This is a genomic window from Exiguobacterium sp. s59 (assembly GCF_018617475.1).
Lineage (GTDB): Bacteria > Bacillota > Bacilli > Exiguobacteriales > Exiguobacteriaceae > Exiguobacterium > Exiguobacterium aestuarii.
Genome location: NZ_JACSKG010000012.1, coordinates 1 through 23,589, shown reverse-complemented (window position 1 = coordinate 23,589; position 23,589 = coordinate 1). Strand labels below are relative to the sequence as shown.

The 23,589-nt window shown below is 46.7% G+C and carries 28 protein-coding genes and 1 pseudogene; 12 read left to right on the top strand and 17 right to left on the bottom strand.

Going from position 1 to position 23,589, the window contains the following annotated elements:
• Positions 1–278, bottom strand: a pseudogene (locus tag KNO91_RS15065) (glutamine--fructose-6-phosphate transaminase (isomerizing)); the annotation flags it as partial.
• A 413-nt stretch (positions 279–691) separates the two neighbouring features.
• On the opposite strand from KNO91_RS15065, the gene KNO91_RS15060 reads away from it, so the two are divergent.
• On the top strand, positions 692–1,027 hold the full coding sequence (locus KNO91_RS15060) for a hypothetical protein (RefSeq protein WP_214790981.1): 336 nt from the start codon (positions 692–694) through the stop codon (positions 1,025–1,027).
• A 31-nt stretch (positions 1,028–1,058) separates the two neighbouring features.
• On the opposite strand, the gene KNO91_RS15055 is transcribed toward KNO91_RS15060, so the two are convergent.
• From KNO91_RS15055 to KNO91_RS15030, 6 genes are read right to left on the bottom strand one after another with little or no spacing between them, the layout of a single operon-like run.
• On the bottom strand, positions 1,059–1,802 hold the full coding sequence (locus KNO91_RS15055) for an endonuclease/exonuclease/phosphatase family protein (RefSeq protein WP_214818698.1): 744 nt from the start codon (positions 1,800–1,802) through the stop codon (positions 1,059–1,061).
• A gap of 26 nt (positions 1,803–1,828) precedes the next feature.
• Positions 1,829–2,299 (bottom strand): hypothetical protein, encoded by a 471-nt coding sequence (locus tag KNO91_RS15050; protein WP_214814672.1) that lies wholly within the window; start codon positions 2,297–2,299, stop codon positions 1,829–1,831.
• Complete coding sequence (locus KNO91_RS15045; RefSeq protein WP_214818696.1) at positions 2,286–2,804, bottom strand: hypothetical protein; 519 nt, start codon at positions 2,802–2,804, stop codon at positions 2,286–2,288. Before KNO91_RS15045 ends, KNO91_RS15050 begins: the two co-directional genes overlap by 14 nt.
• Positions 2,783–3,238, bottom strand: a complete 456-nt coding sequence (locus tag KNO91_RS15040; RefSeq protein WP_214818695.1) for a hypothetical protein — start codon at positions 3,236–3,238, stop codon at positions 2,783–2,785. Before KNO91_RS15040 ends, KNO91_RS15045 begins: the two co-directional genes overlap by 22 nt.
• Positions 3,239–3,667 (bottom strand): hypothetical protein, encoded by a 429-nt coding sequence (locus KNO91_RS15035; protein WP_214818694.1) that lies wholly within the window; start codon positions 3,665–3,667, stop codon positions 3,239–3,241.
• Positions 3,667–4,110, bottom strand: a complete 444-nt coding sequence (locus KNO91_RS15030; RefSeq protein WP_214818693.1) for a hypothetical protein — start codon at positions 4,108–4,110, stop codon at positions 3,667–3,669. The genes KNO91_RS15035 and KNO91_RS15030 overlap by 1 nt, the downstream gene beginning before the upstream one ends.
• Positions 4,111–4,316: 206 nt before the next feature.
• On the opposite strand from KNO91_RS15030, the gene KNO91_RS15025 reads away from it, so the two are divergent.
• The 7 genes from KNO91_RS15025 (at position 4,317) to KNO91_RS14995 (ending at position 9,895) form a co-directional block, all read left to right on the top strand.
• Positions 4,317–5,027 carry a GntR family transcriptional regulator gene (locus tag KNO91_RS15025; RefSeq protein WP_214814677.1) on the top strand — a complete coding sequence of 237 codons (711 nt, stop codon included), beginning with the start codon at positions 4,317–4,319 and terminating at the stop codon, positions 5,025–5,027.
• Between the two features lie 154 nt (positions 5,028–5,181).
• Positions 5,182–5,529, top strand: a complete 348-nt coding sequence (locus KNO91_RS15020; RefSeq protein ID WP_214818692.1) for a PTS lactose/cellobiose transporter subunit IIA — start codon at positions 5,182–5,184, stop codon at positions 5,527–5,529.
• The gene (locus KNO91_RS15015; protein WP_015880671.1) at positions 5,526–5,834 is read left to right on the top strand and encodes a PTS sugar transporter subunit IIB; all 309 of its coding nucleotides are present in this window, start codon (positions 5,526–5,528) and stop codon (positions 5,832–5,834) included. The genes KNO91_RS15020 and KNO91_RS15015 overlap by 4 nt, the downstream gene beginning before the upstream one ends.
• A 15-nt stretch (positions 5,835–5,849) precedes the next feature.
• Complete coding sequence (locus tag KNO91_RS15010) at positions 5,850–7,256, top strand: GH1 family beta-glucosidase (protein ID WP_214696901.1); 1,407 nt, start codon at positions 5,850–5,852, stop codon at positions 7,254–7,256.
• A 12-nt stretch (positions 7,257–7,268) separates the two neighbouring features.
• Positions 7,269–8,597, top strand: coding sequence for a PTS sugar transporter subunit IIC (locus KNO91_RS15005; protein WP_214696903.1), 1,329 nt, complete (start codon positions 7,269–7,271; stop codon positions 8,595–8,597).
• 75 nt (positions 8,598–8,672) lie between these two features.
• On the top strand, positions 8,673–8,831 hold the full coding sequence (locus KNO91_RS15000; RefSeq protein ID WP_214814679.1) for a hypothetical protein: 159 nt from the start codon (positions 8,673–8,675) through the stop codon (positions 8,829–8,831).
• A 101-nt stretch (positions 8,832–8,932) separates the two neighbouring features.
• Positions 8,933–9,895, top strand: a complete 963-nt coding sequence (locus tag KNO91_RS14995) for a quinone oxidoreductase family protein (protein ID WP_214814680.1) — start codon at positions 8,933–8,935, stop codon at positions 9,893–9,895.
• Between the two features lie 33 nt (positions 9,896–9,928).
• On the opposite strand, the gene KNO91_RS14990 is transcribed toward KNO91_RS14995, so the two are convergent.
• The 7 genes from KNO91_RS14990 to KNO91_RS14960 all read right to left on the bottom strand — a co-directional run bounded on the left by KNO91_RS14990 (position 9,929) and on the right by KNO91_RS14960 (position 17,343).
• Positions 9,929–10,372 carry a hypothetical protein gene (locus KNO91_RS14990; RefSeq protein ID WP_214818691.1) on the bottom strand — a complete coding sequence of 148 codons (444 nt, stop codon included), beginning with the start codon at positions 10,370–10,372 and terminating at the stop codon, positions 9,929–9,931.
• Positions 10,373–10,525: 153 nt separating this feature from the next.
• On the bottom strand, positions 10,526–11,878 hold the full coding sequence (locus tag KNO91_RS14985) for a GH1 family beta-glucosidase (protein ID WP_214814682.1): 1,353 nt from the start codon (positions 11,876–11,878) through the stop codon (positions 10,526–10,528).
• A 24-nt stretch (positions 11,879–11,902) separates the two neighbouring features.
• Positions 11,903–12,832 carry a carbohydrate ABC transporter permease gene (locus KNO91_RS14980; RefSeq protein ID WP_214814683.1) on the bottom strand — a complete coding sequence of 310 codons (930 nt, stop codon included), beginning with the start codon at positions 12,830–12,832 and terminating at the stop codon, positions 11,903–11,905.
• A gap of 3 nt (positions 12,833–12,835) precedes the next feature.
• Entirely contained in the window at positions 12,836–13,738 is a 903-nt protein-coding gene (locus KNO91_RS14975; protein ID WP_214696921.1) for a carbohydrate ABC transporter permease, read from the bottom strand.
• Between the two features lie 59 nt (positions 13,739–13,797).
• Positions 13,798–15,108, bottom strand: a complete 1,311-nt coding sequence (locus tag KNO91_RS14970) for an ABC transporter substrate-binding protein (RefSeq protein ID WP_214818690.1) — start codon at positions 15,106–15,108, stop codon at positions 13,798–13,800.
• 201 nt (positions 15,109–15,309) lie between these two features.
• The gene (locus KNO91_RS14965; RefSeq protein WP_214818688.1) at positions 15,310–16,323 is read right to left on the bottom strand and encodes a LacI family DNA-binding transcriptional regulator; all 1,014 of its coding nucleotides are present in this window, start codon (positions 16,321–16,323) and stop codon (positions 15,310–15,312) included.
• A 147-nt stretch (positions 16,324–16,470) separates the two neighbouring features.
• Positions 16,471–17,343: a TetR/AcrR family transcriptional regulator gene (locus tag KNO91_RS14960; protein WP_214818686.1), complete on the bottom strand. Its 873-nt coding sequence runs from the start codon at positions 17,341–17,343 to the stop codon at positions 16,471–16,473.
• Between the two features lie 164 nt (positions 17,344–17,507).
• Between KNO91_RS14960 and KNO91_RS14955 the strand changes: the two genes are divergently transcribed.
• From KNO91_RS14955 to KNO91_RS14945, 3 genes are all read left to right on the top strand, one after another.
• Positions 17,508–19,004: a DHA2 family efflux MFS transporter permease subunit gene (locus KNO91_RS14955; RefSeq protein WP_214814690.1), complete on the top strand. Its 1,497-nt coding sequence runs from the start codon at positions 17,508–17,510 to the stop codon at positions 19,002–19,004.
• Positions 19,005–19,146: 142 nt separating this feature from the next.
• The gene (locus KNO91_RS14950; protein ID WP_214814692.1) at positions 19,147–19,770 is read left to right on the top strand and encodes a glucosaminidase domain-containing protein; all 624 of its coding nucleotides are present in this window, start codon (positions 19,147–19,149) and stop codon (positions 19,768–19,770) included.
• Positions 19,771–19,932: 162 nt separating this feature from the next.
• Positions 19,933–20,493 carry a GNAT family N-acetyltransferase gene (locus KNO91_RS14945; RefSeq protein WP_251126679.1) on the top strand — a complete coding sequence of 187 codons (561 nt, stop codon included), beginning with the start codon at positions 19,933–19,935 and terminating at the stop codon, positions 20,491–20,493.
• On the opposite strand, the gene KNO91_RS14940 is transcribed toward KNO91_RS14945, so the two are convergent.
• Genes KNO91_RS14940 through KNO91_RS14930 form a run of 3 tightly spaced genes read right to left on the bottom strand, consistent with a single transcriptional unit; the run spans position 20,417 to position 22,784 of the window.
• Positions 20,417–21,529, bottom strand: a complete 1,113-nt coding sequence (locus KNO91_RS14940; RefSeq protein ID WP_214818681.1) for a HAMP domain-containing sensor histidine kinase — start codon at positions 21,527–21,529, stop codon at positions 20,417–20,419. The genes KNO91_RS14945 and KNO91_RS14940 overlap by 77 nt on opposite strands.
• Positions 21,526–22,218 carry a response regulator transcription factor gene (locus KNO91_RS14935; protein ID WP_214818679.1) on the bottom strand — a complete coding sequence of 231 codons (693 nt, stop codon included), beginning with the start codon at positions 22,216–22,218 and terminating at the stop codon, positions 21,526–21,528. Before KNO91_RS14935 ends, KNO91_RS14940 begins: the two co-directional genes overlap by 4 nt.
• Before the next feature lie 11 nt (positions 22,219–22,229).
• Entirely contained in the window at positions 22,230–22,784 is a 555-nt protein-coding gene (locus KNO91_RS14930) for a class I SAM-dependent methyltransferase (RefSeq protein ID WP_214818677.1), read from the bottom strand.
• A gap of 150 nt (positions 22,785–22,934) precedes the next feature.
• Between KNO91_RS14930 and KNO91_RS14925 the strand changes: the two genes are divergently transcribed.
• Positions 22,935–23,408: a DedA family protein gene (locus KNO91_RS14925; RefSeq protein WP_214818675.1), complete on the top strand. Its 474-nt coding sequence runs from the start codon at positions 22,935–22,937 to the stop codon at positions 23,406–23,408.
• Positions 23,409–23,589: the final 181 nt, after the last annotated feature.

Sequence of the window (23,589 nt, the reverse complement as noted above, 5' to 3'; positions counted from 1 at the left end):
AAGCGTCCTGTCGTACTTTGGTGCGGGTGGGCGTTCGGTACGCTCGGTACCCCGTGTGTCGCCCAACGTGTGTGGCCGATTCCAATCGTTCCTTCTGCGTCGGCGGATACGATGTCACGGAGTGCTTGGATTCGTCCAACTTCTTTGAATATACGAACGTCATCACCGACCAAGGCAATCCCTGCCGAGTCATAACCACGGTACTCGAGCTTTTCAAGTCCTTTCAATAAAATCTCTTTCGTTCCAACTTGTCCGATCATCCCTACGATTCCACACATAAACAAATCTCCTCTATTCTTCGATTTCTCGAAAAAGGAAACGGGCTTTTTAGAGTGATGTCATCAAGTCTCGCTTTGTCCGTCCGGTCGCCCGAGCGTTTTATCGAGACTCTCTCAGTCGTGACACGCGACTGGAAGGCATCCGCCGAATTCCTCGATCACCTTCGTCCTCGTCAACTCCGCAGAGTTCTGGCGCTTTTATCTCATATCCAGCCGTTTCTCCAGATACGCTTTCATGCTATCGAGTACAAGATGTGTTGGATAGTGGAATCGTAAAAATAGTCGTTTAATACTTTTTTACCGTTCATGTAAAAGTCACCACTTTCACTAAAAAGCCATCTGTGCATCAGGTTTTCGAGTGGGGATAGAACGGGCATGATACAAGTAACGAGTAAAGAAATGAGGGGAAACACATGGGTGGCATCTTCCTATTGATCGGCATACTGTTATCCGTCTTATCCAGGTGGCTCGAATTTGAAGGGAATAGCACGTTAGGAGACGTCATGTTGTTTCCTGCGATTTTTTTCATGGCCATGGCATTCTTATGCAGTTTTCCTTACTTCAAAGACTGGTGGGACGACCGCTCCACACGTAAGAAAGCATTTTTATTCGTGATCTTTGCCGCAGTTGCCATCCTCTGTCTACAAGCCGCTTTCTGGTTTGTCGTCTGGCGAGATCAATGGCTCGGGCTCCTTTTCGTCATACCGTTCTTGGCATGTGCGGGGTTCATCGCTCGGTTGTTCAAATAATTAGGAGGATGCGCCGCAGCACATCCTCCTTTTAGTTCACGATGACATCGACGACCACTCCGTAATGATCACTCGGTACAATGTCGGTACCCGTTTGCATGTCCCCGAACACGTTGACATCCTGGATCTCAACATCTTTCCACTCGGAACGGATCAGAATCCAATCGTATCGTTCAGGCTGCGTAAGATGAGAAGATTGTAAGTATGGATTCTGTTTTACGTCTAGCGTCGGCAGTGGCTCTTCCGCAACAGACGCCGTCACGTCCCGCCACCCTGCATCCGATAAGTCATGATAGATAATGGATTGCGGATGATCATTGAAATCTCCACACAACACTTCGATCGACTTCTGGCGTCCTTTGCTTAACCAGTTTTGAACCGCTCTCATCTGACGTTCTCGAATCGAAGGAGAGCGCCAGTTCAGATGGACGTTGGTGATGCCCCATTCCTGGCTTCCCCGTCCAAGCGTCACTCGTGTCGCACAAAAGTTTGACTCTTCAACATCTTCTTCCCAAATCGCTTCAACTGAAGACAAGGGAACTTTACTCAAAAAAGCGAGTCCTTCGTCTGGTGAGTCAGGGTAAGGATGAAAAACGCAGAACGGATACCTTGTTTGTTCAGCAATGTCATGAGCTACACTGCCCTGTTCATCAGAGCGAACTTCTTGCAGGGCAATCACATCCGCGTCGATTCGTTTTACTTCTTGGCAAACCGCTTCGATTCGCTCTTGCCATAACGTTTCATTGTTCCAAATGTTATATGTCGCAATCCTCACTTCATATTCCTACTTTCTAGAGTGAGTCACGCGCTCCCCCACTTCTGTTCTTCCTTTAACTCTCGTTCCGTGACATAGTTCTCATCAAGACGAACCATATATCGCTCATACCATTTATGTCCGATGACTGATATGACACCTCCAGTGACCATCAATCCGATAAAGTAAGGTGTCTCAATTTGTTTCGTGATCCATCCGAACATGAGGATTAGCAAAACCGGGAACGTCAAAAAATTAAAAATCGACATCAAGTGTATGTGACGTTTGGCGTCTCGATTCGTTAAATATTTCAATTGAATCGTTTCTTTCTTCCAAGATTTCTTAATCGCAAATAGGCCTGCAAATTGACCAATCAAAAGAACAGTTTCTGCTGACACCCATCCTTTTTCAGTCGCAACAAACAGCGAAATACAGATCATCCACGACAGAAAAGTGAAGACTCCATTCTTCTCAGACTCAACACTGGCGAGCTCTCTCATTTGATCACGTTTGTTCACGACGTTGCTCCTTCTCGTATTCACGGACCTCACGAATCTCTTTCAAATCTTTATCCGTCAAATAGTTCTCATCATAGGACTGAATAACGCGGTCGAACCGTTTCGCCAAGTATTCAATCCCGAAAAACGTCAGCTGCGAAAGGAGGAACACACGGAATGATTGTGGACCTGTCGTTTCACTCGTGAAGTAAAAAAGTCCGTAAATCCCGACACCGGTCAAGGCGAGCGTGTGTGCCATCATTTTGAACGATAAGAGGTTACGTGCCGTTTGATTCTTCACGAAACGCAGCCACATCTGATATCGAACAAAAATACCTGTCAACACGACAGCGAGCACCGCATATAATGCTCCCGTGACGACCCCATCTGAGAGTGTCCAATACGAGGCGTAAATCAAAAAACTGACAACAAGCCCGATGCCGATGATTCCGACACCCCATCCGGTCCAGCGGTCTACTTTTAAAATCGTATCGATTTGTGATTTTACTTTTGGTGATAATTCCATACGTCACCTCTCCCTTCTATCACTTCCTCGTACGTCGGTAGCTCTGGTTCAATATGTTGGAGTTGTTTCGTAAACCACTTCTGGCGAATCGGACTGAGTACTCCCCATATTCCAAAAAAGAGACCAATCATGAGACCAAATTCTTCTGCTGTCAGCAGGGTCACCATGAGTGTCGTCAACAAAATCGCGTCCATCCATTCGAATACGTATTGAATAATGAGGATTCGATGCGCTTTTGGATGTTTTGTCATTCGCCACATGATGCGCATCTCTTGAAAACCCGTCACGACGATGAGTACAGAGACCGACACCATAATAGGAATCAACCATATTTTCTCTAACAAGAGGGCGACAATGACGGCCGTGACATACAGAATCAAGATGGGTACGGCATAACGGCGCATCCGTTGCATCCACTTTACATCTTGTTCCATCTATATCGCCTCCTTGTCTATTTTCACATACCCTTCGTCTTGTCGTTTCGTTTGTTTGTTCACGTTCAACGTCCATAGTATCGCGCTACCGATGAACACCGTCACATAAATGTACGCTACGTTAGACGTGAACAATAGTTGATCATTCAATGCGAGAAAACAGGCAACACTATTAATCACGTCCCGAGCAAGCTGACGACGATACAACCCTTTCAACTTTGGTTGAAACCCCAAACGCATCTGATAACGCTTCACATATAAGATGTTCAATGGAATGAGTGCACAGGCGATATACAGCACGCCCCATGTGAGCTCATCGGTCAATAAGCTAATCGGTAACATCAGTACCACAAATGTTCCAAACAGGCCGAAAATCCATTGGTCGAATAAACGTTTCCATGCCTTCTCTTGCGTCATGCGTTCATTCATCATTTTTGCCGTTCCTGATCCAACTGATGTAATAGCGGGGCATGTTCCTTTAGTTTCTTTTGAAACATGCGCGACACCTGATCGCTCACCGCTCCCCATACAAGCAGTCCAATCGCTAACGCCAAACTGTCATATTGAAAGATGAGAAGAGCTGAAACCAGGGAGACAAGCACACCTGAACTGATCAAGTCATAAAGTAGGTTCCACTTCAGTAATTGCACTACATTTCGATCATTCATATGCGTACGACGCATCCGATACTTCTTCACGTCTAACCCAATCATGGCGATTCCAATCAAGAGAAATGGAACGGTCAACCAGACATAACGACCAAAGAACGATAGGACAATGGCGACCACAATAAACGTCAGCAGTACGTAACCGACCCGAAGATGTGACTTCCGCCATGCTGTTTCTTCCGTATACCAATGTGTCTCAGTCAAATCAAACACATCCTTTCTCTAGCGTGCATTTCTCTTATATACGTAATCTCACCCTTCATTGTTTCACATTTTCCGAATATTCCCTCAATGATTCGTTCGACTTTTTTCAACAATTGATAAATGAAACGTATCCGCTTACAAAGGTTATCTGCTATACTGGTAGCAAATTCATTCCTACAAATTTTTTGTGAAAGGTGTAGAACTGTATGTCTCCGAAGTACAAGCAAGTTGCGAGTCAGATTGAATCAGACATTGTCAATCATGTCTACCAACATACGAATAAACTATTGACCGAGGATGAGTACGCCAATAAATACGGTGTCAGCCGCAACACGGTCCGAAAAGCGATCGAAATTCTCGTCAACAAAGGATATGTCTATCAAGTTCAAGGGAGTGGCGTCTTCGTCCGCGACCACTACAATAGCGATTACATCAATCTTGAAAAACTCCAAGGTCTCACGAGTGACTTCAGTGGTCGGAAAGTCGAGACGCGCGTCTTACATTTCGAACAGACGGTCGCGAACGATGAAGTCGCGGAGCGGATGAAGTGCCCAATTGGTACACCCGTCTATTTCGTGAAACGGCTACGTCTCGTCGATGATCATCCGTTCTCGGTAGAGGATTCGTACTTCCGAAAAGAGCTCGTTATCTACTTAGACGAAAACATCGTTCAAAAGTCGATCTATACGTATTTACGAAACGATCAAAAGCTCGCCATCGGATTTGCTGATCGTGTCATTTATGCGGATTTCCTCGATGCAGACTCAGCTAGCCTGCTCGACCTGAAAGAGAACGACCCTGCTTTGATTGTCGATAACACCGTTTACTTAACAAACGGACAAATCTTCGACGTCTCTCGTTCCACCCATCATTTTAAACATGTCAAAATGCTCAAAGTCTCGAACATCAAGTCCTAAACGCGCCCGAGAGATGCTTTTCTCGCGCGCATTTTTTTATGCCATTTTCTAAAAAGTAAGGGTTTACACGAAAACGCTTTCGTGCTACTATCAACATGTAGAAAATAATTTGTACCTATGAATTCCATTTATCCATACAAAAAGGAGAGATATTATGGTTTCGGAAACAATTGAAATCTCACCGGAAGATATTTTCGGTCTCATCGCCCTCTCGGGTGACGCCAAAGCGAGCTACCATCAAGCGATGCTCCTCATGCAAGAAGGAAAAAAAGAAGAAGCAGAGGCAGCAGTCGTTGCTGGTGAAGCGACATTAAAAGAAGCACATGCGATTCAAACGAAATTCGTGACGCTCGAAGCACAAGGTAAATCGGCAACGGTCGGTGTCCTCATGGTGCACGCGCAAGATCACTTGATGAACACGATTCTCGTCAAAGAAATGCTTGGATATATGATGAACATGCAAAACGAAATCAACGAATTGAAAGGAATGGATCAAAAATGATTAAAATCGGACTCTTCTGTGCGGCAGGAATGTCAACAAGTATGTTAGTAGAAAAAATGAAAGCGGTTGCCTCTGAACGTGGCATCGAAGCTGAAATCGCAGCTTATCCAGAATCAGAGATGGAAACTTACGTTGACAACATCGACGTTGCACTTCTCGGACCACAAGTGAAGTACCTCCTTTCAAAAGGAAAGCAAATCTGTGAACCAAAAGGTGTTCCAATCGACGTCATCAACACAGTCGACTACGGCATGATGAACGGTGCGAAAGTATTAGACCACTCATTGAAACTTGTAAATAAATAAACTGAGGTGACTACTTTGAAAATGCCTAAAGATTTCTTGTTCGGCGCTGCTTCGGCCTCTTACCAGGTCGAAGGCGCATGGAACGAGGACGGGAAAGGCCTCTCGAACTGGGACGTCTTCTCGAAAATTCCTGGTAAGACATTTGAAAACACAAACGGCGACGTCGCAGTCGACCATTACCATCGTTATAAAGAAGACATCGCGCTCATGGCGGAGATGGGACTCGAATCGTATCGCTTCTCGATCTCATGGCCACGTGTCTTCCCGAACGGTACGGGTGAAGTGAACGAAAAAGGACTCGAGTTCTATAACAACTTGATCGACGAATGTTTGAAACATGACATCGTCCCATTCGTCACGCTCTACCATTGGGATCTTCCACAAGCACTTGAAGAAAAAGGCGGCTGGAAGAACAAAGAGACGGTTGACGCATTCGTCCGTTTCGCGGATACTTGCTTCCAATCGTTCGGTGATCGTGTGAACCACTGGATCACGTTCAACGAAGCGGTCATCTTCTGCTCACTTGGATACTTAACAGGCGCACACCCGCCAGGCATCGAAGGCGACGTCAAAGGTTATTTCCAAACGACGCATAACGTCTTCGTCGCTCACGCCCGTGCCGTCGAGCTCTTCAAACAAAACGGTCACACTGGCGAAATCGGGATCACACACGTGTTCAACCCAGCGTTCAGTATCGATGACGCAGAAGAGAACAAGTTTGCTGAAATGCACGCGAACGCTTATGCGACGCATTGGTTCTACGATCCGATTTTAAAAGGTGAATATCCGGAGTACGTCGTGAACGGTTTAAACGAACAAGGACTTCTCCCTGAAATGACGGAGGAAGAACTCGACGTCTTGAAACGTACTGCTCCGATGAATGACTTTATCGGTCTCAACTACTACAGCCCGCAGCGCGTCATGAAAAATGACTCTGCGCTCGTCATGGCTGGTGGACGTGAGAACTCGACAGGTCGCCCTGGTAACCCATCGTTCGATGGCGTCTACAAGACAGTTAAGATGGACGACAAAGTGTACACGAAATGGGATTGGGAAATCTCACCGGAAGCGTTCCTCGATGGCATGCATATGTTGAAAGATCGTTACGGCGACGTCAAAATCTATATCACAGAGAACGGTCTCGGTGATGTCGACCCGATCGTCGACGGCGAAATCATGGATACGCCACGGATCGAGTACATCGAAGGTCACCTTCGCGCAGTAAAACACGCTGTTCAACAAGGCATCAACGTTGCCGGTTACTATGCTTGGTCTGCAATCGACCTACTTAGCTGGTTAAATGGTTATAAGAAACAATACGGGTTCATCTACGTCGACCACAACAATGGTCTCGCACGGAAGAAGAAACAGTCGTTCCACTGGTATAAAGAGATCATCGCCACGCGCGCTGAAGACCTATAAGGAGGTTCCCCTATGAGCCGCTTAGAAAGAGTATTTGAAAAGTTCACCCCTGCTTTTGTTCGCTTTGCGAACGCCAAGCCCGTCCTTGCGATTAAGGACGGGTTCATCCTCACGATGCCGATGACAATCATCGGATCGTTGTTCCTTCTCATCCTGGCGTTACCGATTCCAGGTTGGGCTGACTTCATGTCAGGTCTATTCGGAGCAGACTGGTCACTCCCGCTCACGCAAGTCGTTGGTGCGACGTTTGACATCCTTGCTTTAATCGGTGTTTTTGGAATCGCTTACTCATACGTCAAGAACGAAAAGATCGAAGGCGTACCAGCTGGTATCCTTGGAATCATCTCGTTCCTCATCATCACACAAGCTTCTGTCTTGTCTGAATCTGGGGAATTCGTTGGTGGCGTCATTCCAAAAGTATGGACAGGTGGACAAGGTGTCCTCGCTGCTATCATCGTTGGATTGACAGTCGGATTTATCTACTCGCAGTTCATCAAACGCGGAATCAGCATTAAAATGCCAGACGGTGTTCCACCAGGCGTATCGAACTCATTCTCTGCACTTGTTCCTGGTTTGGCAATCATCTCACTCGCCGTTGCGACGTTTGCGATTTTCCAAGCGGTTGCAGAGCGTACGTTCACAGAAGTCATCTATGATGTTCTTCAAGCTCCACTTCAAAACTTGACGGATACACTCGCAGGAGCCGTCATCATCATGGTGCTCATGTCTGTCATGTGGTGGTGTGGAATTCACGGAGCCGCAATCCTTATGGGAATCATGGGACCTCTTCTCACAGCGAACGCGCTTCAAAACCAAGCGATCATCGATGCTGGTGGTACGCTCGTCGCTGGCGAGAACGCAAAAATCGTTACGATTCAATTCCTCGATGTGTTCACGAAACTTGGTGGATCAGGGATTACAATCGGCTTCATTATCGCGACACTGATCGTCGCACGTTCGGCACACTTGAAGCAGCTTGGGAAGTTGTCACTTGCACCAAGTATCTTCAACATCAATGAGCCGGTCATCTTCGGGATGCCAATCGTCTTCAACCCGATCATGTTCGTCCCATTCGTTGTCGTGCCAGCTATCGCTTCATTCATGGTTTACTTTGCCATCCTTTGGGGTTGGGTCGAGCCGTTCAACGCGCTTCAAGTACCATGGACGACACCTCCAGTCATCTCTGGATTCTTGATCGGTGGATGGCGTGCTGCCCTCTTACAAATTGCAACAATCGCTATGGCCGTTGCGGTGTATCTTCCATTCGTTCGCATTCAAGACCGCGTCTCGTATGGTGAAGAATTGAAAGCACAAGAAGAAGCAGACAAAGCATCAGCCTGAAACAAAAACGACAGCCCTTCTCAGCAATGAGGAGGGCTGTTATGATGTAGGAAAAGATTGGAAAGTTGGAGTAAGATGAAAAGAAATGTCACCGTCATGTTCGCGCTATTTGCCTCATCCTCGTTTGCAGCAGGTCTTGCCTTTCAGTCAGTCATTCCTTTCATCGTAGGTATCTTATTCATTTTAGCGGCCGGCTATCAAGCAGGAAAGCAAATCGAGACGAAGAAAGCCTGAGTTCATCAAATTGGACTCAGGCTTTGTCTTGGGCATCTCTACAAGTGATTCAAGCAACATATGCTATAGTTTGAGTGAATCTAACGAAGGAAGTGATCAGTATGAAGGCACTCGTCTTCCATCAGTTTGGCGGTCCTGATGTCTTAACGTATGAAGAAGTCCCGACACCGATGCCACAAGTCGATGAAGTATTGGTCCGCACGAAAGCAATTGGACTGAACTATGCCGATGTATATCGTCGAAAAGGGAATTATCATCTTGTCGGAGAACCTCCATACATTCTCGGGTATGAAGGGGCAGGCGTCATCGAGGCGGTCGGAGCGAACGTCACGTCGCTACAAGTCGGAAATCGAATCGCCTTTGCGGATGTCCCGCATGCCAACGCAGAATTCGTCGCTGTCCCACTCGACAAGGCGATTCCCCTCCCAGACACCATTTCATTTGAAACGGCCGCATCGGTCATGCTTCAAGGATTGACGGCTCATTATCTCGTTCACGATAGCTATCGGATTCAACCTGATGACGTTGCGGTTGTTCACGCAGCCGCTGGCGGTGTCGGTCAGTTGTTGACGCAGATGATTCAACGCCTCGGCGGACAGGTCATTGGTCTCACGTCGACAGACGAAAAAGTCTCGACCATTCAAACGCATGGTGCCCGTGCCTATCGCTATGACGAAGCATGGGTTCAACATATTCGTACCGTGACAGACGGTCGTGGTGCTGATGTCGTCTATGACTCGGTCGGTTCGACATTAGAAGACAGTTTCGAAGCAACTCGCATCGGTGGGACGGTTGTCTTCTACGGCATGGCCGGTGGCGACCCAAAACCGGTCGACCCGCGTATGCTCATGGACACCTCGAAGACGTTGACGGGTGGGGACCTATGGAACGTGCTCACGTCAATGGAAGAACGAATTCGCCGGTCACACGAATTGTTCAGTTGGATCGACGACGGGTCACTTATCGTTCCATCGCCAACGACGTTCGCCTTATCAGACGGGTCATCAGCCCACGCCTTTTTAGAAAGTCGGAAGAGCCAAGGGAAGATCCTCTTGATTCCATAAACAAACGCCAGCCCTTTATGAGGTGCTGGCGTTTTACATATCGTCTTTTCGGAGCGAGTATCCGTCGACCTCCAGTAATCGCATCCGCCTTTGGTCAATCGCCGCATGTACAATCACGGTCACACCCGGATTGAGCTCCATCATCTTTTTGATTTTTCGCAAGTCATCCCCATTGATCTCGACGGGCAACACGAATTCCCCTTCTCTCAAATGAACGAACTTGATTTTCCCTTGGTCGTCATATCCCGTTACCTCATACGTCGAAAATTCACGTTTCATCAACATTTCCCCTTCCTCCGAATCAATCTCGACATTTAATTTTCGTATTTCCCGTTCGCGTGTAATTCGTTTATCACGTTCAATCAGTCCCTTCACTCCTAAAAAAGAAGAGAAGAGGACAAATACGATAAAGAGAACGTTTAAATAAACCAATCCATAGAGCAGTCCGTAGATGAACCAGCACATTAACCAAATCATAATGAGAGAGGACGTTTTATCCTCCTCCCGCTCCTTTTCCGTTCTATAATCCAATGCCATCTCCCCTCCTTCCCTCTCTACTTCATGCATTCCCCCCTTGTATGCGTTGCACACAAAAAAATCCATCCCCGTAGCGGCAGGGATGGATACATGTTACGCCTCGACGCTATCCGCGTGTTCGGCCTTATGGTCGGCGATGACACCGGCATACCACTTCGCGCTGTCTTTCCAGATGCGCTCTTGCGTCTCAAAGTCGATATAGAGGATTCCGAAGCGCTTCTCGTATCCGAAGCTCCATTCGAAGTTATCCATGAGTGACCAGAGGTAGTAGCCTTGAATGTTCATGCCTTCATCGTTCAAGTCAGAGACAGCTTCGAGGTGCTGGCGGACGTAGTCGATCCGGTTATCGTCATGGACTTCGCCATTCTCCAGCACGTCGTCAAATGCGGCGCCGTTCTCTGTAATGTAGATTGGAAGGTCAGTATACTCGGCGCGTAAACGACGGATCAGGTCTTTGAATTCGTTCGGGGCGATATCCCAGCCCATGCCCGTCTTCTCGTAGTCCGAGTAAGCGTCTGCCTTCAAGAAATCATTTGCTGCGTTGAACTCGACAATACCACGGCTATAGAAGTTGATGCCGAAGAAATCGCAAGATGTCGAGATCGTCTCCATATCACCCGATTGGATGAAATCGAAGTTATGCACATATTTGGAGAACAGGTTCATCATGTCGACCGGATATTGGCCTTTGAAGACCGGATCGAGGAACCAGCGATTCGAATACCCGTCGGCATTGTTCATCGCAAGGCGGTCATTCGCCGAATCCGTCTTCGCATACATCGGTGACAAGTTGAGAGTGATGCCGATCGGGGTCGTGGACTTCATCTCTCGCTTCAACAATTCGACCGCTTTTCCGTGCGACAACAAGATGTGGTGCACGGCGCGTACCGCTTCATTCATGTCACGATGACCCGGTGCGTGAACACCGACATGGTAGCCGAGGAAGCCGGCACACCAAGGCTCATTGTGGGTAATCCAAGAGTCGACGATGTCATCAAGTTCTTCAAAACAGACTTTCGCATAATCGAGGAACCAGTCGACCGATTCACGGTTGACCCAGCCACCTTCATCGTGAGCCCACATCGGAAGGTCCCAGTGGTAAATCGTGACAGCTGGTTTGATTCCTTCTTCACGGAGACGCAGCGCCAAGTTTTTGTAGAACGCCATACCTTCTGGGTTGTACTCTCCCTTGGCAGGGAAGATTCGTGGCCACGCGATGGAAAATCGGTACGTGTCGACACCTAGCTTTTTGATGTGCTGAATGTCTTCCTCGTAACGATGGTAGTGGTCACATGCGACATCGCCGTTATGCTTTTCAAACACGCGCCCGTCGATGTCACAGAACATATCCCAGATAGAAGGAGTACGTCCTCCTTCGTTGTGTGCGCCTTCAATTTGGTACGAGGACGTGGCTGTCCCGAATACGAAGTCTTTCTTAAAATGCATAGTGTTTTCCTCTTTTCTCTATATTTATTCTTTGACAGCACCTGCCGAAATACTGCTGACGATGTACTTCGAGAGGAACAAGAAGGCAATCATGATCGGTACGACCGAGATCGCGATTCCTAGGTAAAGCGCGCCAAGGTTTTCTGCGACTTGTGATCCTTTCAAGAAGCCCATCAAGACAGGCAACGTGTATTTCTCAGGAGAGAATAAGAGAACAAGTGGCATCAAGTAGTTGTTCCACGAGCCGATAAACGTGAAGATCGACATCGTCGCAATGGCTGGCATCATCATCGGGAGCGCAATGGTATGGAAAATGCGCAATTCGCTCGCACCGTCAATCCGTGCCGCTTCAATCAAGCTGATGTGAAGCGTCGCTTGTGTGTACTGACGGATGAAGAAGACGGTGAACGGTGTCGCAATCGCTGGAACGATCAATGGGATGAACGAATCGAGAATTCCAAGCGTCTTCGAGATTTCGTAGAATCCGATGAGTCCGAGCTGTGCCGGTACCATCATCATGACGAGCATGAAGATGAACATCGCATTCTTCCCTTTGAAGTTGTAGAACGTGAATCCGTATGCAGTGAGTGCCGAGAAGTATCCAGAGAGGACAGTCACCGATACCGAGATAATCAAGCTGTTTTTGAAGCCGGTCCAGATGTTGATGTACTCGCTGAGGGTAGCGTAGTTATCGAGCAACGCATTACCAGGGATCAGGGTGAAACCAGATATGACTTCTCCGTTCGTCCGAGTCGCGTTGATGATCATCATCAAGAACGGGATGAAGCATATGATCGCAAGAATAGTCAAGCTTGCATAAATCAAGCCTCGAATAACACGATGTTTCGACTTTTCTTTTTTAGGTGGCGCCACTTTGAGTGGACGGTCTTCTTTACGTTTTGGCTGCGCTTCGCTATCAGGAAGCATACGCCGTGTTTCTGCATTTTGTTCCATCGCTTACGCCCCCTTCTTCTGTGTTGCGCGTTCGTTGCGGAACATACCTTTGAAGACGATCGCCGAGAAGATGAGCGTGATCAAGAATAAACCGTAAGCGACCGCAGATGCGTAGCCGTAGTTATTGTATTTGAAGGCTTGGTTATACAAGTAAAGCACCATCGTATTCAACGAACCGTCCGGTGAACCAATTCCATCGGTAATCAACATCGGAAGGTCGAACAATTGAAGTCCACCGATGAGCGATGTGATCATGATGTAGAGAAGGATTGGCTTCAAGAGCGGCAACGTCACTTTCGTAAACATTTGCCAACGGTTTGCACCGTCGATGTGAGCAGCTTCGAAGTAATCCGTTGAGATTCCTGAGACACCAGCCATCACGATGATAAAGGAGTGACCGAACCACATCCATGTCAAGATGAGTGAGACGGATAATTGAGCCGTCACTGGTTCTGCCAACCAGTCGATCGGATTTGAGATCAAACCGATTTTCATCAACACCATGTTGAGTGAACCGTGCTGCCAGTCGAGCAAAATACCGAACAAAAGCGCGACCGAGCTGATTGTGATCAAGTTTGGAAGATAGAAGAATGAACGGAAGAAGTTTAATCCTTTTAGCTTCAAACGAAGATCTGAGAATAAGAGCGCCAATAAAAGTGCCATTCCCATCTGCAAGGCGAAGTTGACTCCCCAAATCTTGATGGTGTTGAAAAACGCTTCGATGAAGTATGTGTCCGTCAACAACCGTGTATAGTTCGCAAATCCGACAATCTCTTCTCCTGGGCTACCGGTGTAGTTCGTGAAGCTATAGTAAAGCGTCAAGAAAACCGGATAAATGCTAAACGTCAAGAAAACAACCCAGAACGGGGCGATGAACAGATAGCCGTAACGATCTAATTTTTTCACGTGTATTTCTCCTTCCATAAGAACCGAGGGAGGAACTTCCTCCCTCGTGTTGGTCATCGTCAGTCAACAACGATGTCTGGGTAAGCGTTCTTCACTTGTTTCTTGAATTCTTTGATTGCATCTTCTTTCGATTTCTTACCTTCTACGTAAGAGTTAACCGCCGCTCCGTAAAGTGTGTCGAGCTGTTGGTCGTATTTCGTAACAATCCCTGGTTTGATTGATTCAGCTTCGCCGAGGAAGAACTCATAGTTGTTCTGTCCACCGAGGAACTCATCGCTGAAGTCTGTTTTGATTTTTTCTGTAACTGGGTTATAGGCAAGTACGTCGCCTGTTTCTTTCGCCCATTCAGTCAAGAACTCTTCATCTTGTGTCATGAGTTTGATGAAATCATAAGCTTCTTCTTTATGTTTAGAGTCTTTGTAGATTCCGACCCATGTACCGCCCCAGAAGTACGGGCTCGGTCCGCTTGTAACAGCCCAGTCACCAGCAGTGTCTTTCGCGTTCTCTTTCAAGACAGCGTGGAGACCCCAAGTTGGGAGGACGTAAGAGAAGACTTCTGTTTCCGTTTCTTTGCCGCCTTCTTTAACTTTGATCGGTTTGTCCATTCCTTCGAACCAAGATGGTGACCATTCTGGTGCGAGGGCAGTAAGGTTATTTTCACGAAGCTCTTTTGCGTAGTCGAAGTAGTTTTGTTTCCCTTCAGTCAAGACAAGCTCATTGTTTTCGTTTACCCATGCTTGTGGGTCATCCCCTTGTGCGAACCAACGGATTGAACCTTCGTCTGGGAAGAGTTTATAGCCTTTATCTTTAAGCTTCTCACCGACTTCGAAGAGTCCGTCCATTGAGCTCATCATTTCGCCGACTTCAGCCGGGTCATCTGTACCGAGCGCTTCTTTTGCAATGCTACGTTTGTAGTAGATCCCACCTGGAGTTGTTTGCCATGAAAGGGCACGAACGTTTCCGTCCTTGTCTTTTCCGAGGTCGAAGACGTAAGGAACGATGTCTCCAGAAACTTCTTCTGCGTTGTATGGCTCTTCAGAAAGGTTTTCCCAGTATCCAGCGTCAATCCATTGCTTAAGGAATGCGATTTCACCCGTGAAAACGTCCGGTGCGCCGACGCCACTCTCGAGAGCTGGTTTCAACTTCGTTGCGTAGTCAGCCGTCGGTACGATTGTCAATTCGACTTTAACGCCGTTACGCTCTTCGAATGTTTTGATTGGCTCTTTTAACTCATCCGTGAATGACCAAATTTTTAGGACATCATCTTTTGAACCCTCTGAAGATGATCCTTCGCTGCCGCCGTCAGAGCAAGCGCTCAAGACACCGACTGAAAGTGCTCCAATTGTAAGTAAGCTAACAAGTTTACGCATGTGTTGTTCCCATCCTTTTTATAAGTAATAGTAGAAAGCGCTTGCAAAAAGAGGTAAATAATTGTCGAAAGCGCTTTCGGTTTGTTCGAAATAAAATATCGAAAGCGGTTTCGATTTTTCTCAAAATGACTTTCGAAATCGCGCTCCCCTCTCCATCCACTGAAGAAAAGAGAGCGACTTCGAAATATCATTGACTATAAATCACTGTTTGACCGGGGCACAAGAGGCCCGTTCTACTAAGCGTACCGGAATGATGCGACGTTCTGTGAGTCGCTCTTTCGCGGTCATTTGTTCAAGTAAAAGTTCTGCTGCCGCTTCCCCGATTTCATCCGTATCTTGGCGAATCGTAGTCAGTTTCGGCGTAATGTATTGGATCATTTCAATGTCGTCGTATCCGATGACAGAGATGTCATTCGGGACGTGAAGACCATGTTCGTGAATCGATTCGATGACGCCGATTGCCATTTGATCTCCGGCCACAAAGACAGCGGTCGGTCGATCGTCAAGTTCAAGCAATCGTTCCATCGCTTGCTTCCCTTCCTCAACTGAGAAGAAACCGGCGTTGACGAGGTAGCCTGGTTGAATCGGAAGGTTCAGTTCTTGCATCGCAAGTTCATATCCTTTGATCCGTGCCGCTCCAGCGTCAATCGTCTCATCCCCAGCGATGTGGGCAATTTTTCGGTGACCGAGTTCATGGAGATAATTCACAGCGAGACGGGCCCCTTCGATGTTATCGGAATAGACGACGCTACAATTGGCGCTGTCCATATCGACGACGACGATCGGGATGTCACTTCGCATGAGCTCCTGAACTTGCTCATCCATTCGATCCGAGCAGATGACGACGATGCCGTCGACCGCACGGTGTTTGAAGTGTTCGAGATAACTCATATCACGGTTGCGCAGGTTACGCGAGGCGAAGATTAAATCGTAGCCTTGCTCCTCTGTCGCGTGACGAAAACTTTCGATGATTCCGTTGAAGAACGGGTGTTTCATCCCGACTTCGTTTGCTTCTGAGAACATGACCCCGATCGCCCACGATTTTTTTGTCGATAACGACTGGGCATGTGCGTTCGGCAAGTAGTCCATCTCAGCAGCGGCTTGAAGAATCTTCGCTCTCGTCTTGTCACTCACGTCTTTGTAGTTGTTCAACGCTTTGGACACTGTCGTGATTGAGAATCCTGTTTTTTTTGCTAAATCATAAATCGTACCCATGTTATTCTCCTCTTCCCGAAAGCGCTTTCGGTAACTTGATTGTAGCGCATGAATTTGTAGGAATCAATTCTTTTTCAAGGAAACTTTTTGATTCTTTTTTCCATTCCTTGTTTCTTCTATATTACTGCATCTAATAATTTTTTGTCGTTAATGTGTCCGTGTATACAGCCACACAAGATTCGTGAACTTTTGTACTTCTGTCTCGCCTGTCACACCTTTGAATAGTCGTTGGAATGGCTTCAACAACTGCTCCAGAACAATTTTTCGAAGACGATCTTGTTTCAACTCATGTGAGATTGCATCGAACAAATCTCGTTGTTCTTCCGTCATCTCGACATGCTCTTCGATACGAGCAGCCATCTCAATCAATTCTTCAATCGTGACAAGATGCTTATCTGTCGTTCCACGCATTTGCTCGACCGTGACCGGGTTCAAGACGTGCTCTCCTGTCTCCATCATCCGGGCGGCAATCAACTCGACATACGTATATAAACTCCGCACGACTTTTTGAGGAGAGTAGGCGGCATTCGTAATCCGGTTCGTGAACAAGATGTGTTGCAACATCCCGTTAAAGAGCACCGTCAATTCCATTGAATATGGTCTCACAGACTCTCCGATGATTTCCGTCAAACGCATCGCAATCCATTCGATTTCATAAATGCGGTGTTGTAGCACGAGTTTCTTCAATTCATTCTCATTCGACGACATGATCGATTCAAACAACGCGTGCAAGTTCCGTTCTTCATTCAATTGAATCAAAATCGAAATCTGTTCGATAAAGACGTCACGATCTCGTTTGTCCCGTCCCATCTGCATTTCAATCCGGCGTTGCCCGGCATCATATCGTAAGTTCTCGAGGATACTGGCGACACAATCCGTCTTCGATGAGAAGTAATTGTAAAACGTTCCTTTGGAGATATTGGCGCGGTCGATGATCTCTTGCACCGATGTGTGTTGTACCCCATTTTCGATGAAGAGAGACATGGCAATATCGGCGACTTTTCTCTTTTTCTCTTTCATTCTTACATGGCTCCGTTCTGTCTGGTTTGTACCTTTACTATAGCACCGAAAACCATTTTAGACTAATAGTACAAAATGGTTGCTTTATTTATACAACGGGTATAAAATCATTTCATCGACACTTACCAACACATAACTATTTAGAAAATAAAGGAGCAATCCATATGAAACCAGAATTCCAAAAGAAACCGCCTTACGTCATGTTGGCGGTCCTCTTTGCGGGTGCGTTCATCGCATTTTTAAACAACTCATTACTGAACGTCGCACTCCCATCAATCATGGTCGACTTAGAAATCGCTGACTACTCGACCGTTCAATGGCTCGCGACCGGCTTTATGCTCGTGACGGGTGTGCTCGTCCCGGCATCCGCCTATCTAATCACTCGTTTTTCAAACCGGAGCTTGTTCATCACCTCGATGAGCATCTTCGCGCTCGGTACGGCTATCGCGGCCTTCTCGCCAAACTTTGGCTGGTTGTTGACCGGTCGGATGATTCAAGCCGTCGGAGCCTCGACAATGGGGCCACTCCTCATGAACGTCATGCTCGTCAGCTTCCCACGTGAAAAACGGGGGATGGCGATGGGAATCTTCGGGCTTGTTATGATTTCGGCACCTGCAATCGGACCGACACTTTCCGGTTATATCGTCGAGTACTATGACTGGCGCGTCCTATTCGAAATGATTTTACCGCTCGCCATCATCGGTCTCGCGCTCGCTGTTTGGAAAGCGGAAAACGTCATGGTCCAAAACAAGGATCAGTCTCTCGACTACTTGTCGCTCGTCTTATCGACACTCGGATTTGGTGGGATTTTGTACGGTGTCAGCTCGGCAAGCTCGGACGGCTGGGATAACCCAATCGTCTTGGCGACGATGATCGTCGGTGCCATTTCGTTGATCGCCTTCATCTACCGCCAACTTCATATGGAGAAACCACTTCTCGACTTGCGTGCCTATAAGCACCCGATGTTCGCACTCGCGTCAGTCATTGCGATGGTCAACGCGGTCGCGATGTTCTCTGGAATGATTTTGACACCGGCTTACGTCCAAAGCGTTCGTGGCATCTCCCCACTCGATTCAGGGCTCATGCTTCTCCCTGGTGCAATCATCATGGGAATCATGTCGCCGATCACGGGTAAACTATTCGATAAATTCGGACCGAAGTTACTGGCGATTACCGGATTGACGATCACCGCCGTATCGACGTACATGCTCGCAAACGTCCAACTCGATTCTACCTATACGTACATCGTCTTGACGTACACGTTGCGTATGTTTGGGATGTCAATGGTTATGATGCCAATTATGACTAATGGACTTAACCAGTTACCGACTCGCCTCAATCCGCACGGGACGGCCATCAACAACACGGCCCAACAAGTATCCGGTGCGATCGGCACGGCAGTTCTCGTCACGATTATGAACTCGGTGACGCGCACAGAGGCTGAATCATTGATGACAGGCGTCGATCCTGCGACACTCACAGAGAGCTCGATGGGTGCCATCACGCAGCAAGCCCTCTTGTCTGGGATTCAATATTCGTTCTACGTCGCACTCGGTATGAACCTCTTGGCGCTTGTTTTAGCCTTTTTCGTGAAGCGAGTCGATGTTCGTAATTTTGAAGACAATGTAGAAACTGTTGAAGAATTGAAACAAGCGAATTAATATGGAAAAGCCGTTCTGAACGATAGATTCAGAACGGCTTTTTAATTTCTCATTCCCTTCATGCGTAAATATGAAATTAAACTTTAATACATATATGGTATTATTTCTCAATGGATAGGATTCGTTTAGGAGGGTACATATTATGAAAAAAGGGTTTGGCTTAATTATAGTTTTTCTTTTGATTACTTCATCTTTCGGCTCGACTGGAACAATCGTCGAGGCAGCCCCAAAGAAGCAGAATCGTGCTATTATGGGAGTATCGGCTTTGACTCCGCAACAAATGGCGGATTACGTAAAAAAGAAGAATCCTCGTGATGTCCGACTCGCCAAAACGTCTGTCGAAGATTTGGCGAAACTTTTCGTCATCATCGGTGCTAAAGAAGGCGTCCGTGGTGATGTTGCGTTCGCACAAGCACTGAAAGAGACGGGCTATTTTCGTTATGGCGGCGATGTCCTTCCGAAACAGCATAACTACTCGGGGATTGGGACGACTGGGAACGGCGTGAAGGGACACTTTTTCCGTTCCCCACACCAAGGCGTAACCGCTCAAATTCAGCATCTAAAGGCATACGCCTCGAAGGATGCGTTGAATATGACGAAGGTCGATCCACGCTTCCATCTCGTAAAACGAGGTTCGGCGACAACTTGGCCGTCACTTCACCGAAAGTGGGCCATGCAGCCAAAAGGAAATTACGGGAATGAGATTCTTTCGATTTATCAAGAAATGTCGAAAACACCGAAACGTGTCGCTAAAGCAAAACGATGAAGAAATGTAGGGGTGAAAGAACGTGACGTGCAAACAAGTTAGACTCGCGAGCGGAATCGCATTATTCGTGACCGGCGTGATGTTGTTACTCAAGCGCTAATGAGCATTTCGGGCAATTGTCCGAGTGCTTTTTTTATGACCGATATGACAAAGGAGGATATTATGAACCCTATTTCATACATACGAAACGAACGACATTGCCTCATCCGTCTCGCTACACAAAATGATGCGAAGTCCCTTGTTTCCGTTCGTTTGCAAATCGATCAAGAAACGGACTATTTAGACCGCGAACCTGGGGAAGGTATCCTCGATGAGAAGTCATTCAGGCAGTTAATTGAACACGACTCAAGTACAACGAATCGTTTATTTCTTGTAGCCGAAGTCGATGGGAAGCTTGTCGGGTTTGCTCGTTGTGAAGGGAGTTCTCTTGCTCGTAAGTCTCATACTGTCGAGTTTGGAGTGGGCATTCTTCAGACATATTGGGGACTAGGTTTGGGGTCAGCTATTTTGCGTTATATCCTCGACTGGGCACGAACAAGTCGTATCCACAAAATCAATTTGAGCGTTATGGAAACAAACGAAAAAGCCATAGCACTCTATGAGCGCTACGGCTTTAAAGTTGAAGGTCGATTACGGGACGATAAGCTCATTGATGGGCAGTACTTCGATACGATCTTGATGGGCCATCTGATTCAATCGGGAACGATACCCGAAAACAAATGACCTGATTTTCTATCGGTTCGGCCGTCAACTTCCCGCCATGCAACAAAATAATTTGTCGCGCAATCGATAAACCCAATCCATCACCTGGAGTGACCCCTCTCGAAGAATCGACTCGATATGTGCGATCAAACAGATGAGGGATAGCATGAATCGTTTCGACCGTTGTTGCATTTGAAATAGACCATTCAATCTGGTGTCCTTTCGTTTGAAGTCTAATCTCGATTGGACTCGTTTGCTTGGCGTATTTCCAAGCATTCGAGAAAAGGTTCTCAAATACACGAATGAGCTGTTCTTGATCGGCTTCCATCCATTGATCGGGTTGAATCGACACATGCAATCGATGCCCCCGTTCATTGAACAATGGCTCCATCTCGTGGATGAGTTGCGTCGTCAATAAGCTCAAGTTGAGTTTCTGTTTCTTTAGTTGCATATGCGGAGCGTAGAGTCGGTTCACGTCCATCAACTGATTTAGAAGATGTTCAAGCTGATCTGTCTTTTCATTTAAGACACGAAAATGGTCCTTCTCTTCAGGTGTCAGTTCACGATTCATTTGAAGTAGTTGGGTATAGCCTTTGATGCTCGTGAGCGGTGTACGCAAATCGTGGGAGAGGTTAGAGAACAGTTGATTTCTCTCTTCTTCGTGTGCCCGTTCCTTCTCAAACAACTCACTTAACTGCTTCGACATTCGATTCACACTACCTCCAAGCGAAGCAAGCTCATCGCGCCCTTCCACCTTGACCGTACGACCAAGATCACCGTTTGCGATCTGTTCGATTTCACTTGATAAATATGTGATTTTCCAAAGTGTTTTTCGCATCATGACTGAAAATCCAATAATAAAAATCAGTATGACAATGAACGTCACCCCTAAAAATACTAAATTGGCTGTTAGCGGATCAGGTGTGGTTTCGTTTTCGATGTAATATAGACTAATCGAATAACCCATGATTAGAAAAGCAATCGTCGCAATCAATGCGTTGACTAAAATGATGCCAATCAACTTTACAAGCAAACGATCCCATTGCCTTTGTTTCATAGCCGATACCCCACGCCCCACACCGTCTTGATTATGGTTGGTTTTCGTGGTGTGTCTTCTAACTTTTCACGAATCTTCGTGATATGAACCATCACTGTGTTGTCGACCTCAAATGCCGCCTCACCCCACACCGCCTCATAAATCTGTTCGACCGTTAGGACTTGGTTTGGATGACGCATGAAATAGGCGAGGATATCAAACTCTTTCGGTGTAAGCCGAACTACGGACTCCCCTTTACGACACTGTCGCGTCTGGAGGTCGAGTGTGACTTCCTCATGGGTGAGCATGGTCTGTGTTTCGGTCCGATCTGCCCCATAATCACGATATCGTCTGAGTAACGATTTGACACGAAGTGTCACTTCAAGTGGATTAAATGGTTTTTTGATATAGTCGTCCGCCCCGACAGAAATCCCCTGCATCAAATCCAAGTCGCTCGTTTTTGCTGTTAACATCAAGATTGGCATAAATTGTGTCTTCCGAACTTCGATACAAACTTCAATTCCATCCATGACCGGCATCATCAAATCGAGGATGACCAAGTCGATCGTCTCTGTCTTCACGAGATCGAGCACTTCTTGTCCATTCCTCGCAAAGCGAAGCTCATATCCTTCATTTTTCAAATAAATCGCAAGTAATTCACGAATCGCTTCATCATCGTCAGCGATACAGATCACTGGTTGTGAACGCATGTCCTTCCTCCTTACATCGTGCAATGGAATAAATATAGGGGTGGTACGTTTCGATATTCTCGTTTAATCGACACACGGTTAAACACATGTTGAAAATGCCGCTTTCGCATTTTTGTATATTGAATCGTTAGAAACAAACCCGTTTTCGACAGAACAGCTTTTATTTCCCGTAGAATGTTCTCCGTTTGTTTAGAATCTAATGTGATAAATGGGAGTCCGGATACGAGGACATCCACTTCTTTAATGTTCAGTGTTTGTAACACATCCTGCAAGTCGACAGCATCCGCTTCGACAATGAGGATTCGATCACACTCACCATAGCGATCTGTTAAATAATGAAGCATGTCCGCGTCTGTTTCAATTAATACGAGCATAGCATCTCTTCGCATTTTCCGAATGATTTCTTCGGTACAACCAGTTGTTCTCGGTTCTACCTCGACAATCACACTCGCTGCTTTCAACACGTCTTTCGGTGTCATTCGTTCCGCTAAATAGGTTGATTCCGGAGAAATCACTTTAACTTTATCCAGGTAGTTTATATATTGATTGAGCCATGATTGGATCATCTCGATTCCACTTCTTTCTTTGGTGATAGCTTGAGTGTATCGAGTGAATCGCAACACATTCTGATGAACTTCTTAAGATTTCTTAAGAGAATACTAAAAACTCCTTACGCTTGCGAGTGAATACTAGACAAGGTAAGGAGTGAATTTATTATGGAAATGATCATACATTATGGCATGCTCGCCATCGGCATCATGTTTACCCCATTATCTGATGACGTCTTAATGATCACCCATCTGACCGTCGCAGGCGCTTTTGTTCCAGGGTGGCTTTTATTTATCTCTACCTGGATTCTCTTCACGCTCACGTTCAGCTGGTTCTATTTAATCGGTAAAGGACTTCATCGTATTTTACCCGTGCGACAACGAGAATCTCATTATCTCAAGAGAGCTGAGGCGCTTTATCAAAAGTATGGAGCACGCACGATTATGATTTCTTACTTTATTCCGGGTCTGCGACACCCGCTCCACTATATTGCCGGGTTCACGTCGCTCAACCTTCGTACGTATGCGTTCTATACGACCATCTCTGCTTTCTTCTATACCGGTGCTTGGTTTCTCGTGATCGGACTGGCCAATCAAATTCCAGTCTTTCAACAGTTTCAAGACTGGGTGTTGTCCTTTTAACAAAAGTAGGCGAGAATTCTCCCTCCTCTAAGCGTCTCGGGGCGAAGCCCAGCGTAGGTGGGAAATGAATCGCCCGATCCAAAACTCTTCTCTCCCTGTGACAGATATGACGAACAAAAGTTCGTGATTCCGTCAGATTCTCCCTCCCCCTCCACGGGTATCGGATGAGGAAGACACATCA

Excerpts from the sequence above, each read along its gene's own strand:
- KNO91_RS15060 (WP_214790981.1), top strand. The coding sequence starts at position 692 with ATGGGTGGCATCTTCCTATTGATCGGCATACTGTTATCCGTCTTATCC.
- KNO91_RS15045 (WP_214818696.1), bottom strand. The coding sequence starts at position 2,804 with ATGGAATTATCACCAAAAGTAAAATCACAAATCGATACGATTTTAAAA.
- KNO91_RS15040 (WP_214818695.1), bottom strand. The coding sequence starts at position 3,238 with ATGGAACAAGATGTAAAGTGGATGCAACGGATGCGCCGTTATGCCGTA.
- KNO91_RS15035 (WP_214818694.1), bottom strand. The coding sequence starts at position 3,667 with ATGAATGAACGCATGACGCAAGAGAAGGCATGGAAACGTTTATTCGAC.
- KNO91_RS15025 (WP_214814677.1), top strand. The coding sequence starts at position 4,317 with ATGTCTCCGAAGTACAAGCAAGTTGCGAGTCAGATTGAATCAGACATT.
- KNO91_RS15020 (WP_214818692.1), top strand. The coding sequence starts at position 5,182 with ATGGTTTCGGAAACAATTGAAATCTCACCGGAAGATATTTTCGGTCTC.
- KNO91_RS15015 (WP_015880671.1), top strand. The coding sequence starts at position 5,526 with ATGATTAAAATCGGACTCTTCTGTGCGGCAGGAATGTCAACAAGTATG.
- KNO91_RS15005 (WP_214696903.1), top strand. The coding sequence starts at position 7,269 with ATGAGCCGCTTAGAAAGAGTATTTGAAAAGTTCACCCCTGCTTTTGTT.
- KNO91_RS15000 (WP_214814679.1), top strand. The coding sequence starts at position 8,673 with ATGAAAAGAAATGTCACCGTCATGTTCGCGCTATTTGCCTCATCCTCG.
- KNO91_RS14995 (WP_214814680.1), top strand. The coding sequence starts at position 8,933 with ATGAAGGCACTCGTCTTCCATCAGTTTGGCGGTCCTGATGTCTTAACG.
- KNO91_RS14990 (WP_214818691.1), bottom strand. The coding sequence starts at position 10,372 with ATGATTTGGTTAATGTGCTGGTTCATCTACGGACTGCTCTATGGATTG.
- KNO91_RS14985 (WP_214814682.1), bottom strand. The coding sequence starts at position 11,878 with ATGCATTTTAAGAAAGACTTCGTATTCGGGACAGCCACGTCCTCGTAC.
- KNO91_RS14980 (WP_214814683.1), bottom strand. The coding sequence starts at position 12,832 with ATGGAACAAAATGCAGAAACACGGCGTATGCTTCCTGATAGCGAAGCG.
- KNO91_RS14970 (WP_214818690.1), bottom strand. The coding sequence starts at position 15,108 with ATGCGTAAACTTGTTAGCTTACTTACAATTGGAGCACTTTCAGTCGGT.
- KNO91_RS14965 (WP_214818688.1), bottom strand. The coding sequence starts at position 16,323 with ATGGGTACGATTTATGATTTAGCAAAAAAAACAGGATTCTCAATCACG.
- KNO91_RS14960 (WP_214818686.1), bottom strand. The coding sequence starts at position 17,343 with ATGAAAGAGAAAAAGAGAAAAGTCGCCGATATTGCCATGTCTCTCTTC.
- KNO91_RS14955 (WP_214814690.1), top strand. The coding sequence starts at position 17,508 with ATGAAACCAGAATTCCAAAAGAAACCGCCTTACGTCATGTTGGCGGTC.
- KNO91_RS14950 (WP_214814692.1), top strand. The coding sequence starts at position 19,147 with ATGAAAAAAGGGTTTGGCTTAATTATAGTTTTTCTTTTGATTACTTCA.
- KNO91_RS14945 (WP_251126679.1), top strand. The coding sequence starts at position 19,933 with ATGAACCCTATTTCATACATACGAAACGAACGACATTGCCTCATCCGT.
- KNO91_RS14940 (WP_214818681.1), bottom strand. The coding sequence starts at position 21,529 with ATGAAACAAAGGCAATGGGATCGTTTGCTTGTAAAGTTGATTGGCATC.
- KNO91_RS14935 (WP_214818679.1), bottom strand. The coding sequence starts at position 22,218 with ATGCGTTCACAACCAGTGATCTGTATCGCTGACGATGATGAAGCGATT.
- KNO91_RS14930 (WP_214818677.1), bottom strand. The coding sequence starts at position 22,784 with ATGATCCAATCATGGCTCAATCAATATATAAACTACCTGGATAAAGTT.
- KNO91_RS14925 (WP_214818675.1), top strand. The coding sequence starts at position 22,935 with ATGGAAATGATCATACATTATGGCATGCTCGCCATCGGCATCATGTTT.